Source organism: Morganella psychrotolerans (assembly GCF_001676055.1).
In the GTDB taxonomy this organism is placed as follows: Bacteria; Pseudomonadota; Gammaproteobacteria; order Enterobacterales; family Enterobacteriaceae; genus Morganella; species Morganella psychrotolerans_B.
Map to the genome: position 1 here is coordinate 56,208 of NZ_LZEX01000012.1, position 20,245 is coordinate 76,452.

Genomic DNA, 20,245 nt, shown 5'->3' on the forward strand with positions numbered 1-20,245 from the left:
ATACTGTTGCCAAACAGGAAACAAAAATAAGAGATAAATGATGCACGTGATATCGAGAGAGCCTTTTGTCCTTGCGTCAAGCCGGTTTCCTGACCATGCTCAGGCGTTAACAGATATCTATAAAACATTAAAGCAGGCTCTTATAGTACGCCGGACGATCTGAAAAAGGTATTTCCGTGCCTTGACCGAATGAAGTACAGAAAAAAATGGTGGGTGATTGATATTGGCGGTAACTCACTGAGAATGATATTTTTTGCGGATTTTGAGCGCGAAAAAATATTTATTAAGCACATTTCTGCTCACGCAGAGTACGACAAGTTAGTCGCGTATTACCGGAGAACAAAAGAATGATTATCATTGATGCTATTCAGGCAGCAAATAACTTAATCAATATTGTCCCGTTACTTGGCGGCAGCCACTCACGAAAAGATTATGAAGATGCGGTAAAGCTGGTGGAGCACCTTGTTGAGCATGATCCTGACAATTCGCTGCTTGATATACTGTGTACTAAAATTGATGAGTATGAAGACAATGCTCCGGAATTCCGCCAATTCAATGATAAACTTCATGAAAGTGACAGTTCAGTTGCGGTTCTGCGCACCTTAATGGATCAATATCATCTTAATACGACCGATTTTCCTGATGAAATCGGCTCTCGTTCTTTTGTCAGCCGGATCCTTAAAGGTGACCGCGTATTGTCTCTGGATCACATGCGCAAGCTTGCCGCCCGCTTTAATCTGCCGGTGACGATTTTTATAAAATAAATCAGCAGTGATAAAAAAATCCCGCAGTGATGTCTCATCTGCGGGATTTTTTTATCAGAAACGTATCAGCGGAAGCTCAGACGTCGTTCGTTTGTCCGGCGGCGTTTGGCGAAAGCGAGCACAAGGAACAGTGCAGTTGCACCCCAGACCGGCCATGAGCCCATGCGGTAGTAAGGTGTGAAGCCGGAAGCCGATGTGATGGTTGCACTCAGTGTGCCCTGCGTGAACTGCGGCAGTTGCGCGGTCACTGAGCCATCCGGAGCGATCACTGCTGTAATGCCGTTATTGGTTGCCCGTAACAACGGACGCCCCAGTTCCAGTGCCCGCATACGCGCCATCTGGAAATGCTGCCACGGCCCGGAAGAACGTCCGAACCAGGCGTCATTGGAGACGGTCAGCAGGACACCGGTTTTATCAGTCATGTTTTGGCGTACCTGCTCGCCAAGAATGATTTCGTAGCAGATCTCCGCCGTCAGTGTGATTTTTCCGGCAGTCAGCGGCGGCTGGACATAATCGCCCCGGCTGAAGGAGGACATCGGCAGATTAAAGAACGGCGCCAGCGGGCGCAGTAAATCTTCCATCGGCACATATTCCCCGAACGGCACCAGATGATGTTTGTAATAACGGTTTTTATCGCCATAGCGATATTCACTGTTATTGCCCAGCACAATCAGGCTGTTATAAACATCATACTCAGTGCTGTCTCCTTTGCGGGTTGCATCCACCACACCGGTTATCAGGTGAGCGCCACTGAGCGTCAGCAGCCCGTTAAGCTGCTCCAGAAACGCCGTCTGACTGGCAGCAAAATCCGGAATAGCGGATTCAGGCCAGATAATCAGCGTGTCAGGCCGGAAATACGGGCGGCTCTCTTTGAGATAAATTCCCAGCGTTTTATCCAGCATGCCGGATTCCCATTTCAGGGATTGTGCGATATTACCCTGTACCAGCGCGACCTGTGTCGGGTCATTATTCATCTGATACCACTGATAATGTCTCGCCAGCCACGGGGCAAACAGCAGCACCAGCGCCGGGATCAAAGGCCATACACGGCGTTTGACCACAGTGAGCGCGGCAAGGCCGCTTATCATCATCAGCAGGAAGGTAATAGCATCGACGCCGAGCAGCGGCGCAAGCGCCCGCATAGGTCCGTCAATCTGGGTATAACCGAATTGCAGCCAAGGAAAGCCGCTCAGCACCCATCCGCGTAAAAATTCAGTCAGTTGCCATAAAGCGGGTGCTGCGATCACCAGGCGCCAGAGTGTGGCATTAGGGAAGCATTTTACCAGCAAGCCGGCAAACAGCATCGGGTAGAGCGAGAGATAGGCTGCGAGCAGCACGACCAGGAACAGATTGACCACTTCCGGCATACCGCCGAAATCAGCAATACTGACATAAACCCAGTTAACACCGCTGCCGAATAAACCCAGTCCCCATGCAAAGCCGATAGCACAGGCTTGTTTTGCCGTCCGGTTCAGGGTTAAAAGCAGCAGGGCGGTCAGCGCTGTCAGCGCAAAGAACCAGATATCAAATGGCGAAAAGGCCAGCGTTCCGCCGGCCCCGAAAACAAGCGCCAGCAGCAAACGCGGCCACTGGCGTAAACCATGAGACGATTTCATCATGTCAGATTATCTTCATCTAAAGTCGGGATGGGAGCATCGTCCGGAATCTTAACATGTAACTGGATAATTTTACGACTGTCCGCCATCGCAACTTTGAACATATAGTTATCTATTTCTATCGTTTCACCGCGTGTCGGCAGATGACCGAATGCCTGCATAACCAGCCCGCCGACAGTATCCACCTCTTCATCACTGAAGTGTGTACCGAATGCGTCGTTAAAATCTTCTATCTGCGTCAGGGCGCGGACTGAGTAGGAATGCAGACTGAGCTGACGGATATCCACATCGTCCTCGTCATCATACTCATCCTCAATTTCCCCGACGATTAACTCCAGAATGTCTTCAATGGTGACAAGCCCGGAAACCCCGCCGAATTCATCGATAACAATCGCCATATGATAGCGCTGGGAACGGAACTCTTTGAGCAGGCGATCCACCCGCTTACTTTCAGGCACAACAACAGCATGGCGCAGCACTTTATCAATACTGAACTCTTCGGCATCACTGCGCATAAACGGCAGTAAATCTTTCGCCATCAGCAGCCCTTCGATGTGATCTTTGTCTTCGCTTATTACCGGAAAGCGGGAGTGGGCGGAGTCAATAATCACATCCAGGCACTCGTCGAGTGTCTGATTGCGTTTGAGAGTCACGATTTGTGAGCGCGGGATCATGATATCGCGAACCCGCTGATCTGAAATATCCATCACCCCTTCGAGCATGTCACGGGTATCGGGATCGATCAGTGCGTTTTGTTCGGAATCACGGATGACCTCTACGAGGTCTTCACGGCTTTTTGGTTCGCCGTGGAACAGTTGCTGACGCAACTGAGAAAAGAAGCCTTTCTTTTGGTTCGGTGTATCGCTACCCGATGGATGGTCGTCGCTCATGGCGGTTTTTTTTAATTCCCCGGTTCAATAAAAGTTGCCGTCATATTTAGCATATAAACGGCACCTCTGACTATGCTTTTTCTGTGATATAAGGGTCAGAATAGCCTAATTTTTTTTAAGATTTCCGTTTCCAGCCCTTCCATCTCTTCGGCTTCATCGTCTTCGATGTGGTCATAACCCAGTAAATGCAGGCAACCGTGGATGACCATGTGCGCCCAATGCTCTTCTTCGGTTTTCTCCTGTTCGGCGGCTTCGCGTTCAACCACCTGACGGCAGATAATCAGATCACCCAGCAGCGACAGTTCAATTTCCGGCGGTGCTTCAAACGGAAAAGAGAGCACATTGGTTGGTTTATCCATACCACGATATGTCAGATTCAGCTCATGACTTTCTGCTTCATCCACCAGACGGATAGTGACTTCACTTTCTGCCTGAAACATCGGCAGCACGGCATCAATCCAGCGCTGAAACATGGCTTCAGCGGGCATTCCGTCTGCATTTTCGCAGGCGATTTGTAAATCCAAAACCGGGTTACTCATGAGATTGTTCCTGCTGCGCCTGCGCGCGTTCAGTTTCGCGCTGCTGTTTCAGTATCTGTTTGCGTTTCTGATCTGCGGCTTCCCACGCTTCATAGGCAATAACCACTTTTGCCACAATCGGGTGACGCACCACATCTTCGCTGTGGAAGAAGTTAAAGCTCAGTTCCGGAACATCTGCCAGCACTTCAATCGCATGGCGCAGTCCTGATTTATTGCCGTTCGGCAGGTCAATCTGGGTAATATCCCCGGTAATGACCGCTTTGGAATTAAAGCCGATGCGGGTCAGGAACATTTTCATCTGTTCGATGGTGGTGTTCTGGCTCTCGTCGAGAATAATAAAGGCATCGTTCAGTGTGCGTCCGCGCATATAGGCCAGCGGGGCCACTTCAATCACGTTGCGCTCAATCAGTTTTTCCACTTTTTCAAAGCCGAGCATCTCAAACAGTGCGTCATAAAGCGGGCGCAGGTAAGGATCGACTTTCTGGCTGAGATCGCCGGGCAAAAACCCGAGCTTTTCACCGGCTTCAACAGCAGGGCGGGTCAGCATGATGCGGCGCACTTCCTGACGCTCCAGTGCATCTACGGCGGCGGCAACCGCCAGATAGGTTTTCCCGGTACCGGCAGGTCCGATACCGAAGGTAATATCATGATCCAGAATATGGGCGATATATTGCGCCTGATTCGGCGTGCGGGGTTTGACCACGCCACGCTTGGTTTTGATATTAACGGCTTTGCCGTAATCCGGAACGTGCTCGTCGTTCTGCTCAAGCACACGGCTTTCTGCGACCGCCAGGTGAACCTGCTCCGGGTCGATATCACAGATAACGCCGCGCACCGGCGAGGTTTCCACATAGAGCTGACGCAAAATAGCGGCAGCAGCTTTGACACAGTGTGGTTTGCCGGTCAGCCGGAAACGGTTGTCGCGGCGGCTGATTTCGGTGCCCAGGCGGCGCTCCAGAAGTTTGATGTTGTCATCAAACGGTCCGCACAGGCTTTGCAGGCGCGCATTTTCTGCGGGCTCAAGGAATATTTCCTGTGTGGCAACCTGTGAAGGTGATGTATAGGTATCTGTCACTGAATCTCTCTGTTTTTTATTACGGGCAGGAATAATTGCCCGTAATCATGATTAATGTGTGGTTGGCTGATATGTACCCACACCCAGTTCGTCTTCTTTGCGGGTACGGGCGATAACGGATGCCGGTGTTTCATGAACACGCAGGTTCATCTGATCTTCCGTCCGGATAATTTTTCCGCGCAGTGAATTGGTGTAAACGTCATCAATTTCAACGTCCACAAATTTGCCGATCATCTCAGGAGTTCCCTCAAAGTTGACCACGCGGTTGCTTTCAGTGCGTCCGGATAACTCCATCACGTTTTTGCGGGACGTACCTTCCACCAGGATACGCTGAACGGTTCCCAGCATCTGACGGCTGTGGCTCATCGCCTGTTGGGTGATACGCTGTTGTAACAGGTACAGGCGCTGTTTTTTCTCATCTTCGCTGACATCATCCGGCAGATCTGCCGCCGGTGTTCCGGGACGTGCGGAGTAAACAAAGCTGTAGCTGATATCAAATTTGATATCGGCAATCAGTTGCATAGTTTTCTGGAAATCATCTTCTGTCTCGCCCGGGAAGCCGACGATAAAATCAGAACTGATAAGCACATCCGGGCGTGCTTTGCGCACTTTACGGATGATGCTTTTGTATTCCAGTGCGGTATGGGCGCGTTTCATCATAGTCAGAATACGGTCTGATCCGCTTTGTACCGGCAGATGCAGGAAGCTGACCAGTTCCGGTGTATCTTCATACACAGCAACAATATCATCTGTAAATTCAATCGGATGGCTGGTGGTAAAGCGGACACGGTCGATACCGTCAATAGCGGCAACCAGGCGGAGAAGCTCGGCAAAGCTGCAAATTCCGCCACCGAATGCCGGTCCGCGGTAGGCATTTACGTTTTGCCCCAGCAGGTTAACCTCGCGCACGCCTTGTGCGGCTAATTGCGCGATTTCAAACAGAATATCATCACACGGACGGCTTACTTCCTCACCACGGGTGTAAGGTACCACACAGAATGTGCAGTATTTATTGCAGCCTTCCATGATAGACACAAACGCAGAAGGGCCGTCAGCACGCGGTTCCGGCAGATTGTCGAATTTTTCGATTTCCGGAAAGCTGATATCAACAATCGGGCTGCGATCGCCTCTGAGTTTGTTGATCATTTCCGGCAGTCGGTGCAGGGTTTGCGGGCCGAAAACAATATCAACCGCAGGGGCGCGGCGGCGGATAAAATCCCCTTCCTGTGACGCAACACATCCGCCGACACAAATAATAATGTCCGGATTCTTGTCTTTCAGGTTTTTCCAGCGACCGAGCTGATGAAAGACTTTCTCTTGTGCTTTTTCCCGGATAGAGCAGGTATTTAGCAGGAGAATATCGGCTTCATCAGAGTTGTCTGTTAAAGTGTAGCCGTGGGTGCTTTCCAGCAGGTCTGCCATTTTGGATGAATCATATTCATTCATCTGACAGCCCCAGGTTTTTATATACAGTTTTTTACTCGTCGACATTTTCTCAATCCGCTGTTTTCAGTGAAATAATACCCGCAACACTGAAAAGCATTGTGCGTATCCAATCAGGTTTTGACAGAACCAATGGTCGATATTGTATTCATTTGACACACCGGTGACCAGACCCGGCAGCACGGATCTTCATCTTTCCCGGTGAATTTACGGCAATTGAACAAAAAATCAACGTATTAAAGTAGGTATCTCATGGATAACCCGATAACACATTCTGAAGTCACCGTCGTCGGCGGGGGTATGATTGGTGCCGCTTGCGCCCTGGGGCTGGCTGAGGCCGGTTTTCGTGTCACAGTTGCAGAGTTGCAGGCTCCCGCGCCTTTTGATGCACAGGCGCAGCCTGATGTGCGGATTTCCGCTGTCAGCAGGGCGTCAGTTGAATTATTAGCCGCACTTGGCGTGTGGGATGCAATCCGCGCGATGCGCTGTGTACCGTACCGGACACTGGAAACCTATGAAACGCCGGGATCTGAAGTCACCTTTACCGCAGAGAGCCTCGGGTTACCCGAACTTGGGTATATGGTGGAAAACCGGATACTGCAACTGGCGCTGTGGGAGAAAGTCACCGCACATGAACGCATCACCTGCTTGTGTCCGGCGCAGTTACAGACTATGACAAAGCAGGGCAGAGAGTGGTTGCTGACGTTTGACAGCGGGGAGCAGATGAGCAGCCGCCTGGTAATTGGTGCTGATGGTGCGCGCTCACAGGTCAGAACGCTGACCGGCATCGGCAGCCGTGGCTGGCAGTACCGTCAGTCCTGTATGCTGATTTCGGTTGATACTCACGCAGCGCAGCAGGATCTCACCTGGCAGCAGTTTTTCCCGTCGGGCCCGCGTGCGTTTCTGCCGTTGTTTGATTCATATGCGTCATTGGTCTGGTATGACTCACCCGCCCGCATCCGACAGCTCAGTAAGTTGCCGATGGCACAATTGCAGGACGAGATCCGCACAGCATTTCCGGCACGGCTGGGTGAGGTTACACCTCTGGCTGCCGGTTCGTTTCCGCTGGTGCGCCATCATGCAGCGCATTATGTTCAGGATGGTATTGCCCTGATTGGTGATGCGGCACATACCATTAATCCGCTGGCCGGACAGGGAGTAAACCTCGGATACCGGGATGTGGATGCGTTGCTGGATGTATTAATTAATGCGCGGACATGTTGTGAGGACTGGAGCAGTACAGAAGTTCTGAAACGTTATGAGCGCCGCCGCCGTCCGGATAACCTGCTTATGCAGGCGGGGATGGATGCATTTTATCTGGCGTTCAGTAATACGCTGCCGGGATTGCAGCCGTTGCGTAATCTGGCACTGACGGTAGCACAACGGGCCACTCCGCTGAAGAAATTAGCACTGAAGTACGCGCTGGGGATTTGAGTATCGGATTCAGGCGGAGCCGGAGAATTTCTTCTGCTCCGGGGATTGCCTGACAGCAGGCAAAAACGAAAAGTCGCTGTAAACACGTCCCTGTGCGCTCAGGTGCGCCATCCATGGCGCACATGCTTTTCGTTTGTTTTGCCTGCTGTCGCGCGTTGTACATCAGAAAACAGATAAAACAAATTTCCGGATTCAGAAAAGCAAAAAGCCCGTCATAGACGGGCTTTCAGAATTTGGCTGGGGTACCAGGATTCGAACCTGGGAATGCTGGAATCAGAATCCAGTGCCTTACCGCTTGGCGATACCCCAAAAAATGGTGGCTATGACGGGATTCGAACCTGTGACCCCAACATTATGAGTGTTGTGCTCTAACCAACTGAGCTACATAGCCATCCCGTACTTCTTACTTCTGACATCGTTTTCAGATTAAATGGCTGGGGTACCTGGATTCGAACCAGGGCATGCCAGGATCAAAACCTGGTGCCTTACCGCTTGGCGATACCCCACCTGAAATACAATAAAACGACAACGAACATCACGAGAATGGTGCGGAAGGCGAGACTTGAACTCGCACACCTTGCGGCGCCAGAACCTAAATCTGGTGCGTCTACCAATTTCGCCACTCCCGCAAAAAGATGGTGGCTATGACGGGATTCGAACCTGTGACCCCAACATTATGAGTGTTGTGCTCTAACCAACTGAGCTACATAGCCATCTTTTTCGCGTGACCTTCATCGGCGTTGCGGGGCGCATTATGCGGATTACAGGCAAAAGCGTCAACTTCTTTTTGCAGATATTTTGACGGAATCCGTTTGTTTGCCTGCATAATAATCACTTTGCAGAGAAAGAGAACAAAAAACAGGATAAAATCACAGAGTTGACGCATTTTTTCGTGGTTGACGCACCTTGTATTCACTCTGTCGCAGGTGGTTTGTTTTCCAGAATATGCTGAAGCAATTCGCCGTATAACATCGCCCGTTTTATCAGAGCAAATGCCCCGATTGCTGAATTAGACGGTAATTGTGAAATCACCACCGGCAGATCTTCACGGAAATTTTTCAGTACCTGGGTGTTAATGCAGCTTTGCAGTGCCGGCAGTAAAACCGCACTTGCCGCGGTAATTTCCCCGGCAATCACCACTTTTTGCGGGTTAAACAGGTTAATCATGATGGCAATGGCTTTTCCCAGCGAATTCCCTACCTGTTTTATCACTTCTGTTGCCAGCGGATCGTTGCGGTTTGCGGCGAGGCAGATAGCATCAATGGTACAGGTTTCCGGTGTCAGTTCGCTTTTAAAGCCCTGCGCCAGCTGATGACGGACCCGGTTTTCTATTGCCGCATTTGATGCCACCGTTTCCAGACAGCCGAAATTGCCGCAGTGACAGCGCTCACCCAGCGGATCAATCTGAATATGACCTATTTCACCTAAATTTCCGCGCCGGTTCAGCAGGATCTGGTGATTGAGAATGATCCCCGCACCGGTGCCGCGGTGAATGCGCACAAGCAGGGAGTCAGCGCAGTCCTGTGTCGCGCCGGAGTAGTGTTCTGCCAGCGCCAGGCTGCGGATATCGTGACCGACATAGCAGGGCAGTTGAAAATGCTGATGCAGGTTATCTGTCAGTGGCCATTCATCAACCGTAATATGCGGCATATAGCGGACTATGCCGCGTTCAGGATCGACAAGTCCGGGCATGATAACCGCAATCGCAATCAGTTCGCGGATACGCCGCTGGTGGGTCTGAATAAACGTATCGATAAGCGTGATGAGCTGCGCCTGGGCATCATCCTGAGAAATAACATTCAGTGCCGTATTGTGCTCAGCAATGGCACGTCCGCTGAGATCATAAAGGGCAATGGTGGCATCAAAGCGCCCGAGACGCACGCCGATAGTCTGAAAGGCGCGGTGCTCTGAAATAATAGAGATGGCGCGGCGCCCGCCGGTGGATGCCTGTTGATCCACCTCTTTTATCAGGCCGCGCTCCAGGAGCTGACGGGTAATTTTTGTGACACTTGCCGGTGCCAGCTGGCTGTGCTCGGCAATCTGAATACGTGAAATGGGGCCGAGCTGGTCTATCAGGCGATACACCACCGCCCCGTTGAGCTGCTTGACTAAATCAATATTTCCTATCTGCGGATTTCCGTTACCCATCGGCGTATTTTACTCACGATATTGTGACCTCTTTCCCGTTAACCACTGTCATGCAGATGGAAAAATCGGCGGTAAAGGCGGTCAGATTGGCAATATTGCCGGCTTTTATGCTTCCAAGTCTGTCCTCAACACCGATTGCCCGTGCCGGATAGAGCGTGGCCATGCGCAGTGTTTCATCCAGCGCGATTCCGACGTGCTGAACACAGTTTTGTACTGCGCGGATCATGGTTAATGAGGAACCACTTAATGTGCCGTTTTCGTCAACACATAAACCATCACGATAATATATCGTTTTGTCTGCAAATATAAAATGATCCAGACCGCTGGTTTGCGGATCAAGACCCGCCGGAGCGGTTGCATCGGTGACTAATATCAGCTTATCGCCTTTGAGTGCCTTGCTGTTGCGGATATTCGGCCAGGAAACATGCAATCCGTCAGCTATAATTCCGGCGTATATTTCGCTGGTATCATAAATAGCACCAATTAATCCGGGCTGGCGACCGGAAATATACGGCATGGCATTAAACAGGTGAGTGGACAGCGTAATGCCACTTTCAAATCCGGCGCGGGCCTCTTCATAGGTCGCATTCGAGTGTCCGGATGAGACGACAATTCCGGCATCTGTTAATTTGCGGATAACCGCAGGGTCTGCCATTTCAGGTGCCAGGGTGAGTTTGGTGATGACATCAGCATTCTCACACAGAAAATCAATCATGGCGGCATCCGGCTTGCGGATATAGGCCGGGTTATGAGTCCCTTTTTTCACCGGATTGATGTACGGGCCTTCGAGATGCAGTCCGAGCGCCTGATTCTTATAGGTTTTCAGGTATTCACGCATGGTACTGATGCTCAGTTTCATCAATGCGTCCGGACTTGTTATCAGCGTCGGCAGGAAACTGGTGCAGCCGGTGCGCTCATTGGCTTTCTGCATAATCTCAAGCGTACGGACACTGATATCCGCTTCGTTATCATTAAATTGTACGCCGCCGCAGCCGTTAACCTGTAAATCGATAAAGCCCGGGGAAAGGGTGGCTCCGCCCAGATCTTTTTTCTCAATATCTGCCGGCAGTTCATTTTCCGGACACACCCGGTGGATTAACTCTCCGTCAATAATAACCGCGTGGTTTTCCAGACGATCATGACCGGTGTAAATAACAGCATTGGTTAACGCGTACATAAGACCTCCGTGAAAACTGCCCCGGAAGGGCAGTCAGCATCAGTTATTCAGAAAATTGCGTAATAATGTCAGACTCAAGATGGCAGAAATATTTCAGCGTTTTCACTTTGAGTTCCAGAGTCGCGGGCTCATCGCACACCACAATGGCTTTCGGATGGATCTGCACGCAGGTGATAGTCCACATATGGTTGACAGAGCCCTCAACCGCCTGCTGTACCGCCATGGCTTTATTATGGCCGGTTGCGAGGATCAGCAGCTCTTTCGCATCCATCAGTGTACCGACACCCACGGTGAGTGCGTATTTCGGGACTTTATTGATATCATTGTCAAAGAAACGGGAGTTCGCGATACGGGTTTCCGGAGTCAGTGTTTTGACCCGGGTGCGTGAGGCGAGAGAAGAGCCCGGTTCATTAAAGGCGATATGTCCGTCATTACCCACGCCGCCCATAAAGAGCTGCACGCCGCCGTATGCTTTTATTTTATCTTCATAGCGGGCACATTCGGCGTCGGTATCCGGTGCATTACCATTGAGCAGATTGATGTTTTCTGCCGGAATATCAATATGATTAAAGAAATTCTCATGCATAAATGAGTGATAGCTCTGCGGATGTGATTCCGGCAGACCAATGTACTCATCCATATTAAAAGTGACGACGTGCCGGAAACTGACAACACCGGTTTGGTGCAGTACAATCAGTGCCTTATAAGTCGCCAGCGGCGTTCCGCCTGTCGGCAGGCCCAGAACAAACGGGCGTTCTGCGGTGGGTTTAAACGCATTAATTTTGTCAGCAATATATTGCGCTGACCACTGACCGACATCCTGCGGGCGGGCAAGAGGGATTAAACGCATATCAGTTCTGCCTTATTAGAATTTATACCCTTATTCATTCAAACTGCAGGTTCGTTGGCGGTACTCAGATAGCCGGGTCACATAGTTTATCTATGCTCCCCGTCTATCTTCCCTTGCCGCCTTCCTGCATCTTGAATGACGTTGGGTATATAGGATTCAGGTATCTGTTGTCTCAGGAAGATAATTCCTGCTTTATCTATAGCATGAATACCCGTGATTTATTAGTCACGGAAACTGAGACCGCCGGATAAAAAGATATTTTTCATCTTAAAATAAGTTTTGAGTGATCGCCAGCATTTTAACCATATGATAACGAATATTGGTGACTTAAATCACAAATCATAGCTATTTAATTTGCGATGCAAAATAAACTTTTTAGACTGATACGTATAGTTGGCAGTAAAATAAGCTGTAATAAAATAAATGCGAGCCAATCATAATTGGCCGCAATAATAATGCTGTAAAACAAAAAGCCGCTCAACAGGGCGGCAAGGGGGAGTGAGTGGGTATATTGAATTATTTGCAGCGGATCGGTCGTGCACTGATGGTGCCGGTTGCCACACTGCCGGCTGCGGCAATTCTGATGGGGGTCGGATACTGGATCGACCCGACGGGCTGGGGTGCGGATAATGTTGTCGCCGCTTTCCTGATCAAGTCCGGTGCGGCTATCATCGATAATATGTCGATGCTGTTCGCTATCGGTATCGCTTATGGTATGTCAAAAGACAAAGACGGTGCGGCTGCACTGACCGGTTTTGTCAGCTTCATGGTGGTGACAACGCTGTGTTCTACCGCAACAGTCGGTATGATTCAGGGCATCCCTGCCGCGGAAGTACCGGCGGCATTCGGTAAAATCAACAATCAGTTTGTTGGTATCCTGGTCGGTGTTATTTCAGCTGAACTGTATAACCGTTACAGCAGTGTTGAGCTGCCGATGGCACTTTCCTTCTTCAGCGGACGTCGTCTGGTGCCGATTCTGGCCTCTTTCGTGATGATCCTGGTCTCTGCAATTCTGATGTATGTCTGGCCGCTTATTTATGATGCGCTGGTATCATTCGGTAAGAGCATTAAGGACCTGGGCGCATGGGGTGCGGGGATTTACGGCTTCTTTAACCGCCTGTTAATTCCTGTTGGTCTGCATCACGCGCTGAACTCAGTATTCTGGTTCAATGTGGCTGATATTAACGATATCCCTAACTTCCTGGGCGGTCAGCAATCGATTGATTCGGGCAGCGCGATTGCCGGGATAACCGGGCGTTATCAGGCCGGATTCTTCCCGATCATGATGTTTGGTATTCCGGGCGCTGCGCTGGCGATTTATCACTGCGCGAAACCGGAAAATAAAGCAAAAGTTGCCGGTATCATGCTGGCGGGGGCATTTGCGGCATTCTTTACCGGTATTACCGAGCCGATTGAATTCTCCTTTATGTTTGTGGCGCCGGTGCTGTATGTCATCCACGCATTCCTGACCGGTATTTCGTTGTTCATTGCGGCATCAATGCAGTGGATTTCCGGTTTCGGCTTCAGTGCGGGGCTGGTGGATATGGCGCTCTCTTCACGTAATCCGCTGGCGACCAACTGGTATATGCTGATTGCGCAGGGACTGGTTTTCTTCGCACTTTATTATGTTGTTTTCCGTTTTGTTATCAAAAAATTCAACCTGTTAACCCCGGGGCGTGAAGCGGCGATGGCCACAAACGATACCATCGATGGTTACAGTGAGAATGTCAGTACGCCTGCAAGCGCGAAAGATGAGAAAAAAATCTATTCACAGCGAAGCGCGTCAGTATATTGCGGCAATCGGCGGTTCAGATAACCTGACCGGCATTGACGCCTGTATTACCCGACTGCGTCTGAATGTAAAAGATTCTGCACTGGTGAGTGATGCGTATGCGAAGCAGATTGGTGCCTCAGGGGTTATCCGCCTGAATAAAGAGAGTGTGCAGGTCATTGTCGGCACACGCGCAGAACTTATCGCCAGTGCGATGCGTGATGTACTCAAAGACGGCCCGGTTCCTGCGGCTCAGGCCACTTCGCTGCGCCGGCAGAAAGTAAAGCGTCTGCAAAAGGGAACGGAAAAATTGTTCTGAGCCTGGTGGCGCCATTTGACGGTGAAGTGGTGGACTTATCCGATGTGCCGGATGAAGCATTTTCCGGGCGTGTGGTCGGTGATGGTCTGGCGATTAAACCGGAAAGTGAGCTTGTTCTGGCACCGGCTGCCGGTACGGTGGTGAAAATTTTCGATACTAACCATGCATTTTGTCTGGAAACAGATGAGGGCGCAGAAATTATCGTTCACATCGGTGTTGATACGGTGATGCTGAAAGGTAACGGCTTTACCCGCCTGGTTGAAGAGGGCGCACAGGTTGCTGCCGGCGACCCGGTGCTGAAACTGGATCTGGCGTATCTGAATGAACATGCCAAATCTATGATAAGCCCGGTAATCATCAGTAATATCGATGATTACGATACGGTAGAAATAGTGGCGAAAGGGTTGGTTAAAGCGAATGAGTCTGTGCTGTATCATGTCATGAAATAAGTGATTGCAGTTATGATAATAACGGGAGGCTTCGGCTTCCCGTTTTTTTATTCGTTTTTTGTACGATGCTGTCCGTTCTGCTGATATTTACGTGATCAAGTGGTTGTATATGAGCGCAGCATATTAGATGATAACAAGTTATTACTGCGCATATTGCATTGAGGATTATGATAATGAACGAGGCTGATGCCCGCCCGACAAATTTTATCCGCCAGATTATTGACGAAGACCTGGCTACCGGAAAACACTCCACGGTTCACACACGTTTTCCGCCTGAGCCGAATGGTTACCTGCATATTGGTCACGCAAAATCTATCTGCCTGAATTTCGGCATTGCGAAAGACTATCAGGGGCAATGCAATCTGCGTTTTGATGACACCAACCCGGCAAAAGAAGACGTCGAGTACGTTAATTCTATTGAAAATGATGTCAAATGGCTCGGTTTTCAGTGGAGCGGAAAAGTCTGTTATTCCTCTGATTATTTTGACTCACTGTACGATTATGCCGTTGAGTTAATTAATAAAGGTCTGGCATTCGTTTGTGAATTAAGTGCAGAGCAAATCCGCGAATACCGTGGCTCACTGAAAGAGCCGGGTAAAAACAGCCCTTACCGTGACCGCACCCCGGAAGAGAACCTTGCGCTGTTTGAAAAAATGCGTGATGGCGGCTTTGAAGAAGGAAAAGCCTGTCTGCGTGCCAAAATTGATATGGCATCTTCCTTTATCGTGATGCGCGACCCAGTTATTTACCGTATTAAATTTGCCACACATCACCAGACCGGTGATAAATGGTGCATTTACCCGATGTATGATTTCACCCATTGTATTTCTGATGCACTGGAAGGGATCACGCATTCACTTTGTACACTGGAATTCCAGGACAACCGCCGTCTGTATGACTGGGTTCTGGATAACATTACGATTGCCTGCCATCCGCGTCAGTACGAGTTTTCCCGTCTGAATCTCGAATACACGGTGATGTCAAAACGTAAACTGAACCAGCTGGTGACAGAGAAATTTGTTGAGGGCTGGGATGACCCGCGCATGCTGACTATTTCCGGTCTGCGCCGCCGTGGTTATACTGCTGCGTCTATCCGTGAATTCTGTCGTCGTATCGGTGTCACCAAGCAGGATAACAATGTCGAAATGGCGGCACTGGAATCTTGTATCCGTGATGATCTGAACGACAGCGCACCGCGCGCAATGGCAGTGATTGATCCGGTGAAACTGGTGATTGAAAACATGGCGGAAGGCGATGTTATATTAACCATGCCTAATCATCCGAATAACCCGGAGATGGGCAGCCGTGAAGTGCCTTTCAGCCGTGAAATCTGGATAGACCGTGCTGATTTTCGTGAAGAAGCAAACAAACAGTACAAGCGCCTGGTACTGAATAAAGAAGTCCGTCTGCGTAATGCGTTTATTATCAAAGCGGAGCGCGTGGAAAAAGACAGCGAAGGCAATATCACAACGATTTTCTGTACTTACGACCCGGAAACGCTGAATAAAGACCCGGCAGACGGGCGCAAAGTACGTGGTGTTATTCACTGGGTCAGCGTGAAGCATGCTGTACCGGCGGAAATTCGGTTATATGACCGTCTGTTCAGTGTGGCAAACCCGGGCGCACAGGATGATTTCCTGTCTGTTCTGAATCCGGAATCATTAGTTATTCGTCAGGGTTTTGTTGAGCCATCACTGAAAGGCGCTGACAGTGCGAAGCCGTATCAGTTTGAGCGTGAAGGGTATTTCTGTGCCGATGTTAAATTATCATCAGCAGATCGTCCGGTGTTTAACCGCACAGTAGGTCTGCGCGATACCTGGGCAAAAATTGAGAGTAAATAATACGGATAACGTATTATAATTATTGAATTATAAAAAAAGCCGTTCAGATGAACGGCTTTTTTATATCTGAAACAGCATATAACGGAGATATTACTTCTCGTTATGAATGCCTTCATCTGAACGGCAGTCACCATCTGCACAGTGACCATACAGGTACAGGCTGTGGTTGGTGAGTTTGATACCGTGGCGCTGCGCGATATCTTTCTGGCGTGACTCAATAGATTCATCACTAAACTCAATGACTTTTCCGCAATCCAGACAGATCAGATGATCGTGGTGGTGTTGCTGAGTCAGTTCAAAAACAGATTTTCCGCCTTCAAAATTGTGGCGGGTGACAATACCTGCGTCGTCAAACTGATTGAGTACGCGGTAGACTGTTGCCAGTCCAATCTCTTCACCGATATCAATCAGTTTTTTATAGAGATCTTCCGCACTGACGTGGTGGCACGTCGGATCCTGCAACACTTCCAGAATTTTCAGGCGGGGAAGTGTGACTTTCAGTCCTGCATTTTTCAATGCTTTATTGTTATCTGTCATGCGGATTATAGTCCTATATTGTCGCGGGTGAGCGTATGCGCAGTGAATGCGCTCAACGGCTGAACACAATGTCCGGCTATCATTTAGTGTCAGGTGCGATTCGCCTGACCGATACCGGATCGGATTGTAATATCATTACATAAATAAGCCGGATTATCATTCGCAATTTAAGGGAAATACTTAAATTGCGAGGATCTCGTTGAGGCCCATCTCTTCACGGATTTGTTCAACCCACTTTGCAACGCGTTCGTTGGTCAGTTCAGGCTGGCGATCTTCATCAATAGCCAGTCCGATAAAATGCGTGTCATCTGCCAGACCTTTCGACTCTTCAAAATGATAGCCTTCAGTCGGCCAGTGGCCAACAATCACGGCACCACGCGGTTCAATGATGTCACGGATAGTGCCCATGGCATCACAGAAGTATTCAGCATAATCTTCCTGGTCACCACAGCCGAAAATACCAACTATTTTCCCTTCAAAATCAATTTCTTCCAGTGTCGGGAAGAAATCATCCCAGTCACACTGTGCTTCACCGTAATACCATGTCGGGATACCGAGCAGTAAGAAATCATAGCCTTCAATGTCCTCTTTGCTGCACTTGGCAACATCGCGGACGTCGGCAACATCATCACCGAGTGATTTCTGGATCATTTTAGCGATATTTTCTGTGTTCCCGGTGTCACTACCGAAAAATATACCTGTGATTGCCATAACTAGCCTCTTAATCGAAAATCTCTGTGCCTGCAAAAGGACGCCGCAGCGACAACAAGCAGAAATTATAACTATTTCATCTTTGTAAATACCATTCTGACGAAAACAGTATTTGAAGTCTGTCAAATTTGTGTGGTACGTCGTCTCACAACCGTGTGTCGTCTCACAACTTAGTACACAGATTTAAACGTTGAAGGTGTTCGAGCAAAATCTGTTCTATCAGCTCACCCCGGGTTACATTTTCCTCATACGCCCGCTCATTTAAGGCATCCACGATATCTGCACTCAGTTTGAGTTCAACGCGGCGCAATCCGTTGACCTTATCGCGCCGTAACTGGTTGCGTTTGTTGATACGCAGTTGCTCATCGCGGGAGAGCGGGTTTGTTTTCGGTCGCCCGGGCCGGCGTTCATCTGCGAACAAATCCGGGGTGGTACGATCTGTTTGTTCTTTGGCCATAATTTTACTACGAAAAGGCGGATAACGATGATAAACGCGCAATGATACACCGCCGCCCTGTATATCGCTACCGCTTAGCACATTGTTCTCTGTGATTTCAGGCAGATTGCTTAACATCCCGCCATAAGGGGCTTGCAGAGATAAACAGCAACACAGGCACGAATAATGGAATCAATGAAACCGCCTGGATAATTATCCTGATGAATATATTAGGAAAAAAGGAGTTTTCTGCTCAGGATAACGGAGTGTTTTTGTCGCCGGTCTTTGCTTAGTATGTATTTTCAACAGGCGAACCGCAGGGAAACGCGCATGGAACGCATCACCGGACAGCACGAATCACATAGTATTCAGCGCAGGAGAGCAGTGCTGCAGAGCCGGGTATTGCGGTTTTTGGGAATGATCAGTTGGCCGCTGCAGTATACGGTCTTTATTTTATCCGGCTGTTTTTTACTGGATCTTTGTTTTGATTTGCCGGGCCATGAAGTGAAATACCATGTAAAGCTGTTGGTTTCCTGGTGGCAGGAAAATGGTGCGGAAAATCAGCTGGTGAGTTTCCGCCACTGAGATTTTGTTTCTGCGGTCAGATTTTTTCCAGAAACCGGCCGATGGCCCGCAGTACTGCATCCGGTTTTTCGGCGTGAACCCAATGTCCGCATCCGGCAATAACATGCGCGGTTGCCTGCGGAAACTGCTGCATAATGGCTTCGCGGTACTCAGGTTTAACATAGGATGATTTTCCGCCCGGGATAAGCAGCAACGGAACATTCAGCGCGGGCAGCGGCTCCCAGCCGATTATAGATTCATACTGTGCTTTTATGACCGGCAGGTTGAATTTCCATTCTCCCTGACTGAAAGATTTAAGCAAAAACGGGATCACACCGTCTTCTTTGATACGCTGTTCCATTACCGATGTGGCTGCCCGGCGTGTTGTGACACCCGCTGCGGTCACATCTTCCAGTGCTGCGATGATTTCATCATGACGGCGTACTCCGTAAGCGACCGGTGCCATATCAATCACCACAAGGGCTTTTACTGTTTCCGGTGCCAGTGCTGCCATCGCCATCGCTATTTTTCCACCCATGGAATGCCCGATAACAATGACTTTTTCAAATGCCAGTGAAGTGATGAGATCAAGTACATCCTGCGCCATTTCAGCATAGCTCATTGTGAGTGCGCGCGGTGAATCACCATGGTTACGGACATCAATCTGCACGACGGTATGTGTGGTGCGCAGCTCCCGCCCGAGGACGCCCAGATTATGCAAATCACCAAATAATCCGTGGATCAGGACAACCGGAGTGGCAGATTGTGATATTTCAGGCGTAAACATTTCATAATGCAGTAATGCAGGTAATTTCATAATAACAGCGGATCCGCAAAGCAAGACATACCCGGTATGATGACATGCCTGTACGGGGAAACCAAGATGTTGCGAAGATGTATCTGCAGGAAAATAGTGTCTGAAAACGATAACTTACTGATTTATTTTTTTAAATGAGGAGGAGGAATATAACCGGATGTTTTTAGTTTAAGTTATTGAAATTTTACTTGTTTTGTTTTGTGGTTTTCTATCTTATAATGAAGCGTTTCGCGTTAACGAATAAAAGAACCGGGTAGAAATGAAAACAATCGACGTAGATGAAGAGCTTTATCGTTATATTGCAGGCCATACACAGCACATTGGTGAAAGTGCATCGGTAATTTTACGCCGTATGCTGAATTTAGGGCCGCAGGCACCGGATGTCAGCAGCGCACCAGTCAGCGCCACCGCTGACGGCTCAGACAATAAGACGCCGGCTGCCGCATCCCGTCCGGTGAAAATCGCCCCTCAGGATCCTGTTCGTGCGGTGCGTGAATTGCTGTTATCTGACAGCTACGCGGAAAAAAAGAAAACAATCGATCGCTTTATGCTGGTGCTCTCTGCGCTGTACAGTATTGATCCGCTAAGCTTTCAGAAAAGTACGGATGAACTGCATGGCCGCACCCGCGTTTACTTTGCCGGTGATGAGCACACACTGCTGGCAAGCGGCAAAACCAGCAAACCACGGCATATTCCGGGTACCCCGTTCTGGGTTATCACTAACACAAATACACAACGAAAACAGAGTATGATCGAGCAGATCATGCAGGGAATGGGCTTCCCGGTAAATACGGTAGAGAAAGTCTGTAATACCCTGTAAGGGGTATTTTATCCGCCTGTTTTTGTAAAAAGCATGAGTAGCGG

Annotated in this window: 17 protein-coding genes, 5 tRNA genes and 3 pseudogenes; 7 read left to right on the plus strand and 18 right to left on the minus strand. The window is 49.4% G+C overall.

Annotated features, from left to right (window positions below):
• Window positions 1–40 precede the first annotated feature (40 nt).
• Both AYY17_RS08745 and AYY17_RS08750 read left to right on the plus strand, forming a co-directional pair.
• Window positions 41–351, plus strand: a pseudogene (locus tag AYY17_RS08745) (type II toxin-antitoxin system HigB family toxin).
• Complete coding sequence (locus AYY17_RS08750) at window positions 348–764, plus strand: helix-turn-helix domain-containing protein (protein ID WP_067423025.1); 417 nt, start codon at window positions 348–350, stop codon at window positions 762–764. The pseudogene AYY17_RS08745 and the gene AYY17_RS08750 overlap by 4 nt, the downstream one beginning before the upstream one ends.
• Window positions 765–829: 65 nt before the next feature.
• On the opposite strand, the gene lnt is transcribed toward AYY17_RS08750, so the two are convergent.
• From lnt to miaB, 5 genes and pseudogenes are all read right to left on the minus strand, one after another.
• Window positions 830–2,383 carry an apolipoprotein N-acyltransferase gene (lnt, locus tag AYY17_RS08755; RefSeq protein ID WP_067423029.1) on the minus strand — a complete coding sequence of 518 codons (1,554 nt, stop codon included), beginning with the start codon at window positions 2,381–2,383 and terminating at the stop codon, window positions 830–832.
• Window positions 2,380–3,270, minus strand: a complete 891-nt coding sequence (gene corC / locus AYY17_RS08760; protein ID WP_067423031.1) for a CNNM family magnesium/cobalt transport protein CorC — start codon at window positions 3,268–3,270, stop codon at window positions 2,380–2,382. The genes lnt and corC overlap by 4 nt, the downstream gene beginning before the upstream one ends.
• Before the next feature lie 70 nt (window positions 3,271–3,340).
• Window positions 3,341–3,809 (minus strand): annotated as a pseudogene (gene ybeY / locus AYY17_RS08765) (rRNA maturation RNase YbeY).
• Window positions 3,802–4,884: a PhoH family protein gene (locus AYY17_RS08770; protein ID WP_067423033.1), complete on the minus strand. Its 1,083-nt coding sequence runs from the start codon at window positions 4,882–4,884 to the stop codon at window positions 3,802–3,804. The pseudogene ybeY and the gene AYY17_RS08770 overlap by 8 nt, the downstream one beginning before the upstream one ends.
• A 51-nt stretch (window positions 4,885–4,935) precedes the next feature.
• On the minus strand, window positions 4,936–6,375 hold the full coding sequence (miaB, locus tag AYY17_RS08775; protein ID WP_067423035.1) for a tRNA (N6-isopentenyl adenosine(37)-C2)-methylthiotransferase MiaB: 1,440 nt from the start codon (window positions 6,373–6,375) through the stop codon (window positions 4,936–4,938).
• A 204-nt stretch (window positions 6,376–6,579) separates the two neighbouring features.
• Here miaB and ubiF point away from each other — a divergent pair, with 204 nt between their 5' ends.
• Window positions 6,580–7,761, plus strand: a complete 1,182-nt coding sequence (ubiF, locus tag AYY17_RS08780; RefSeq protein WP_067423037.1) for a 3-demethoxyubiquinol 3-hydroxylase — start codon at window positions 6,580–6,582, stop codon at window positions 7,759–7,761.
• Window positions 7,762–7,995: 234 nt separating this feature from the next.
• Here ubiF and AYY17_RS08785 read toward each other — a convergent pair.
• The 9 genes from AYY17_RS08785 to nagB all read right to left on the minus strand — a co-directional run bounded on the left by AYY17_RS08785 (window position 7,996) and on the right by nagB (window position 11,936).
• Window positions 7,996–8,070, minus strand: a tRNA-Gln gene (locus AYY17_RS08785).
• Between the two features lie 5 nt (window positions 8,071–8,075).
• A tRNA-Met gene (locus AYY17_RS08790) sits at window positions 8,076–8,152 on the minus strand.
• Between the two features lie 40 nt (window positions 8,153–8,192).
• Window positions 8,193–8,267, minus strand: a tRNA-Gln gene (locus AYY17_RS08795).
• 38 nt (window positions 8,268–8,305) lie between these two features.
• A tRNA-Leu gene (locus AYY17_RS08800) sits at window positions 8,306–8,390 on the minus strand.
• Window positions 8,391–8,397: 7 nt separating this feature from the next.
• Window positions 8,398–8,474, minus strand: a tRNA-Met gene (locus tag AYY17_RS08805).
• Window positions 8,465–8,587, minus strand: a complete 123-nt coding sequence (locus AYY17_RS22530; protein WP_268873018.1) for a hypothetical protein — start codon at window positions 8,585–8,587, stop codon at window positions 8,465–8,467. The genes AYY17_RS08805 and AYY17_RS22530 overlap by 10 nt, the downstream gene beginning before the upstream one ends.
• Window positions 8,588–8,673: 86 nt before the next feature.
• Window positions 8,674–9,909 (minus strand): DNA-binding transcriptional regulator NagC, encoded by a 1,236-nt coding sequence (gene nagC / locus AYY17_RS08815; protein WP_067423039.1) that lies wholly within the window; start codon window positions 9,907–9,909, stop codon window positions 8,674–8,676.
• Window positions 9,910–9,922: 13 nt separating this feature from the next.
• The gene (gene nagA / locus AYY17_RS08820) at window positions 9,923–11,086 is read right to left on the minus strand and encodes an N-acetylglucosamine-6-phosphate deacetylase (protein ID WP_067423041.1); all 1,164 of its coding nucleotides are present in this window, start codon (window positions 11,084–11,086) and stop codon (window positions 9,923–9,925) included.
• Between the two features lie 43 nt (window positions 11,087–11,129).
• Window positions 11,130–11,936, minus strand: coding sequence for a glucosamine-6-phosphate deaminase (gene nagB / locus AYY17_RS08825; RefSeq protein ID WP_067423043.1), 807 nt, complete (start codon window positions 11,934–11,936; stop codon window positions 11,130–11,132).
• 544 nt (window positions 11,937–12,480) lie between these two features.
• On the opposite strand from nagB, the pseudogene nagE reads away from it, so the two are divergent.
• Window positions 12,481–14,475 (plus strand): annotated as a pseudogene (gene nagE / locus AYY17_RS08830) (N-acetylglucosamine-specific PTS transporter subunit IIBC).
• Window positions 14,476–14,648: 173 nt separating this feature from the next.
• Complete coding sequence (gene glnS, locus AYY17_RS08835; RefSeq protein WP_067423045.1) at window positions 14,649–16,316, plus strand: glutamine--tRNA ligase; 1,668 nt, start codon at window positions 14,649–14,651, stop codon at window positions 16,314–16,316.
• Window positions 16,317–16,406: 90 nt separating this feature from the next.
• On the opposite strand, the gene fur is transcribed toward glnS, so the two are convergent.
• The 3 genes from fur to ybfE form a co-directional block, all read right to left on the minus strand.
• Window positions 16,407–16,853 (minus strand): ferric iron uptake transcriptional regulator, encoded by a 447-nt coding sequence (fur, locus tag AYY17_RS08840; protein ID WP_067400227.1) that lies wholly within the window; start codon window positions 16,851–16,853, stop codon window positions 16,407–16,409.
• Between the two features lie 180 nt (window positions 16,854–17,033).
• Window positions 17,034–17,564, minus strand: coding sequence for a flavodoxin FldA (gene fldA / locus AYY17_RS08845; protein WP_067400230.1), 531 nt, complete (start codon window positions 17,562–17,564; stop codon window positions 17,034–17,036).
• A gap of 163 nt (window positions 17,565–17,727) precedes the next feature.
• Window positions 17,728–18,021 carry a LexA regulated protein gene (gene ybfE / locus AYY17_RS08850; protein WP_067400306.1) on the minus strand — a complete coding sequence of 98 codons (294 nt, stop codon included), beginning with the start codon at window positions 18,019–18,021 and terminating at the stop codon, window positions 17,728–17,730.
• Window positions 18,022–18,330: 309 nt separating this feature from the next.
• Here ybfE and AYY17_RS08855 point away from each other — a divergent pair, with 309 nt between their 5' ends.
• On the plus strand, window positions 18,331–18,585 hold the full coding sequence (locus AYY17_RS08855; protein ID WP_067423521.1) for a hypothetical protein: 255 nt from the start codon (window positions 18,331–18,333) through the stop codon (window positions 18,583–18,585).
• Between the two features lie 16 nt (window positions 18,586–18,601).
• Here the strand turns inward: AYY17_RS08855 and AYY17_RS08860 are convergent, their stop codons facing one another.
• Window positions 18,602–19,381: an alpha/beta fold hydrolase gene (locus AYY17_RS08860; protein ID WP_067423048.1), complete on the minus strand. Its 780-nt coding sequence runs from the start codon at window positions 19,379–19,381 to the stop codon at window positions 18,602–18,604.
• Window positions 19,382–19,640: 259 nt separating this feature from the next.
• Between AYY17_RS08860 and seqA the strand changes: the two genes are divergently transcribed.
• Window positions 19,641–20,201 (plus strand): replication initiation negative regulator SeqA, encoded by a 561-nt coding sequence (seqA, locus tag AYY17_RS08865; protein WP_067423050.1) that lies wholly within the window; start codon window positions 19,641–19,643, stop codon window positions 20,199–20,201.
• Window positions 20,202–20,245: the final 44 nt, after the last annotated feature.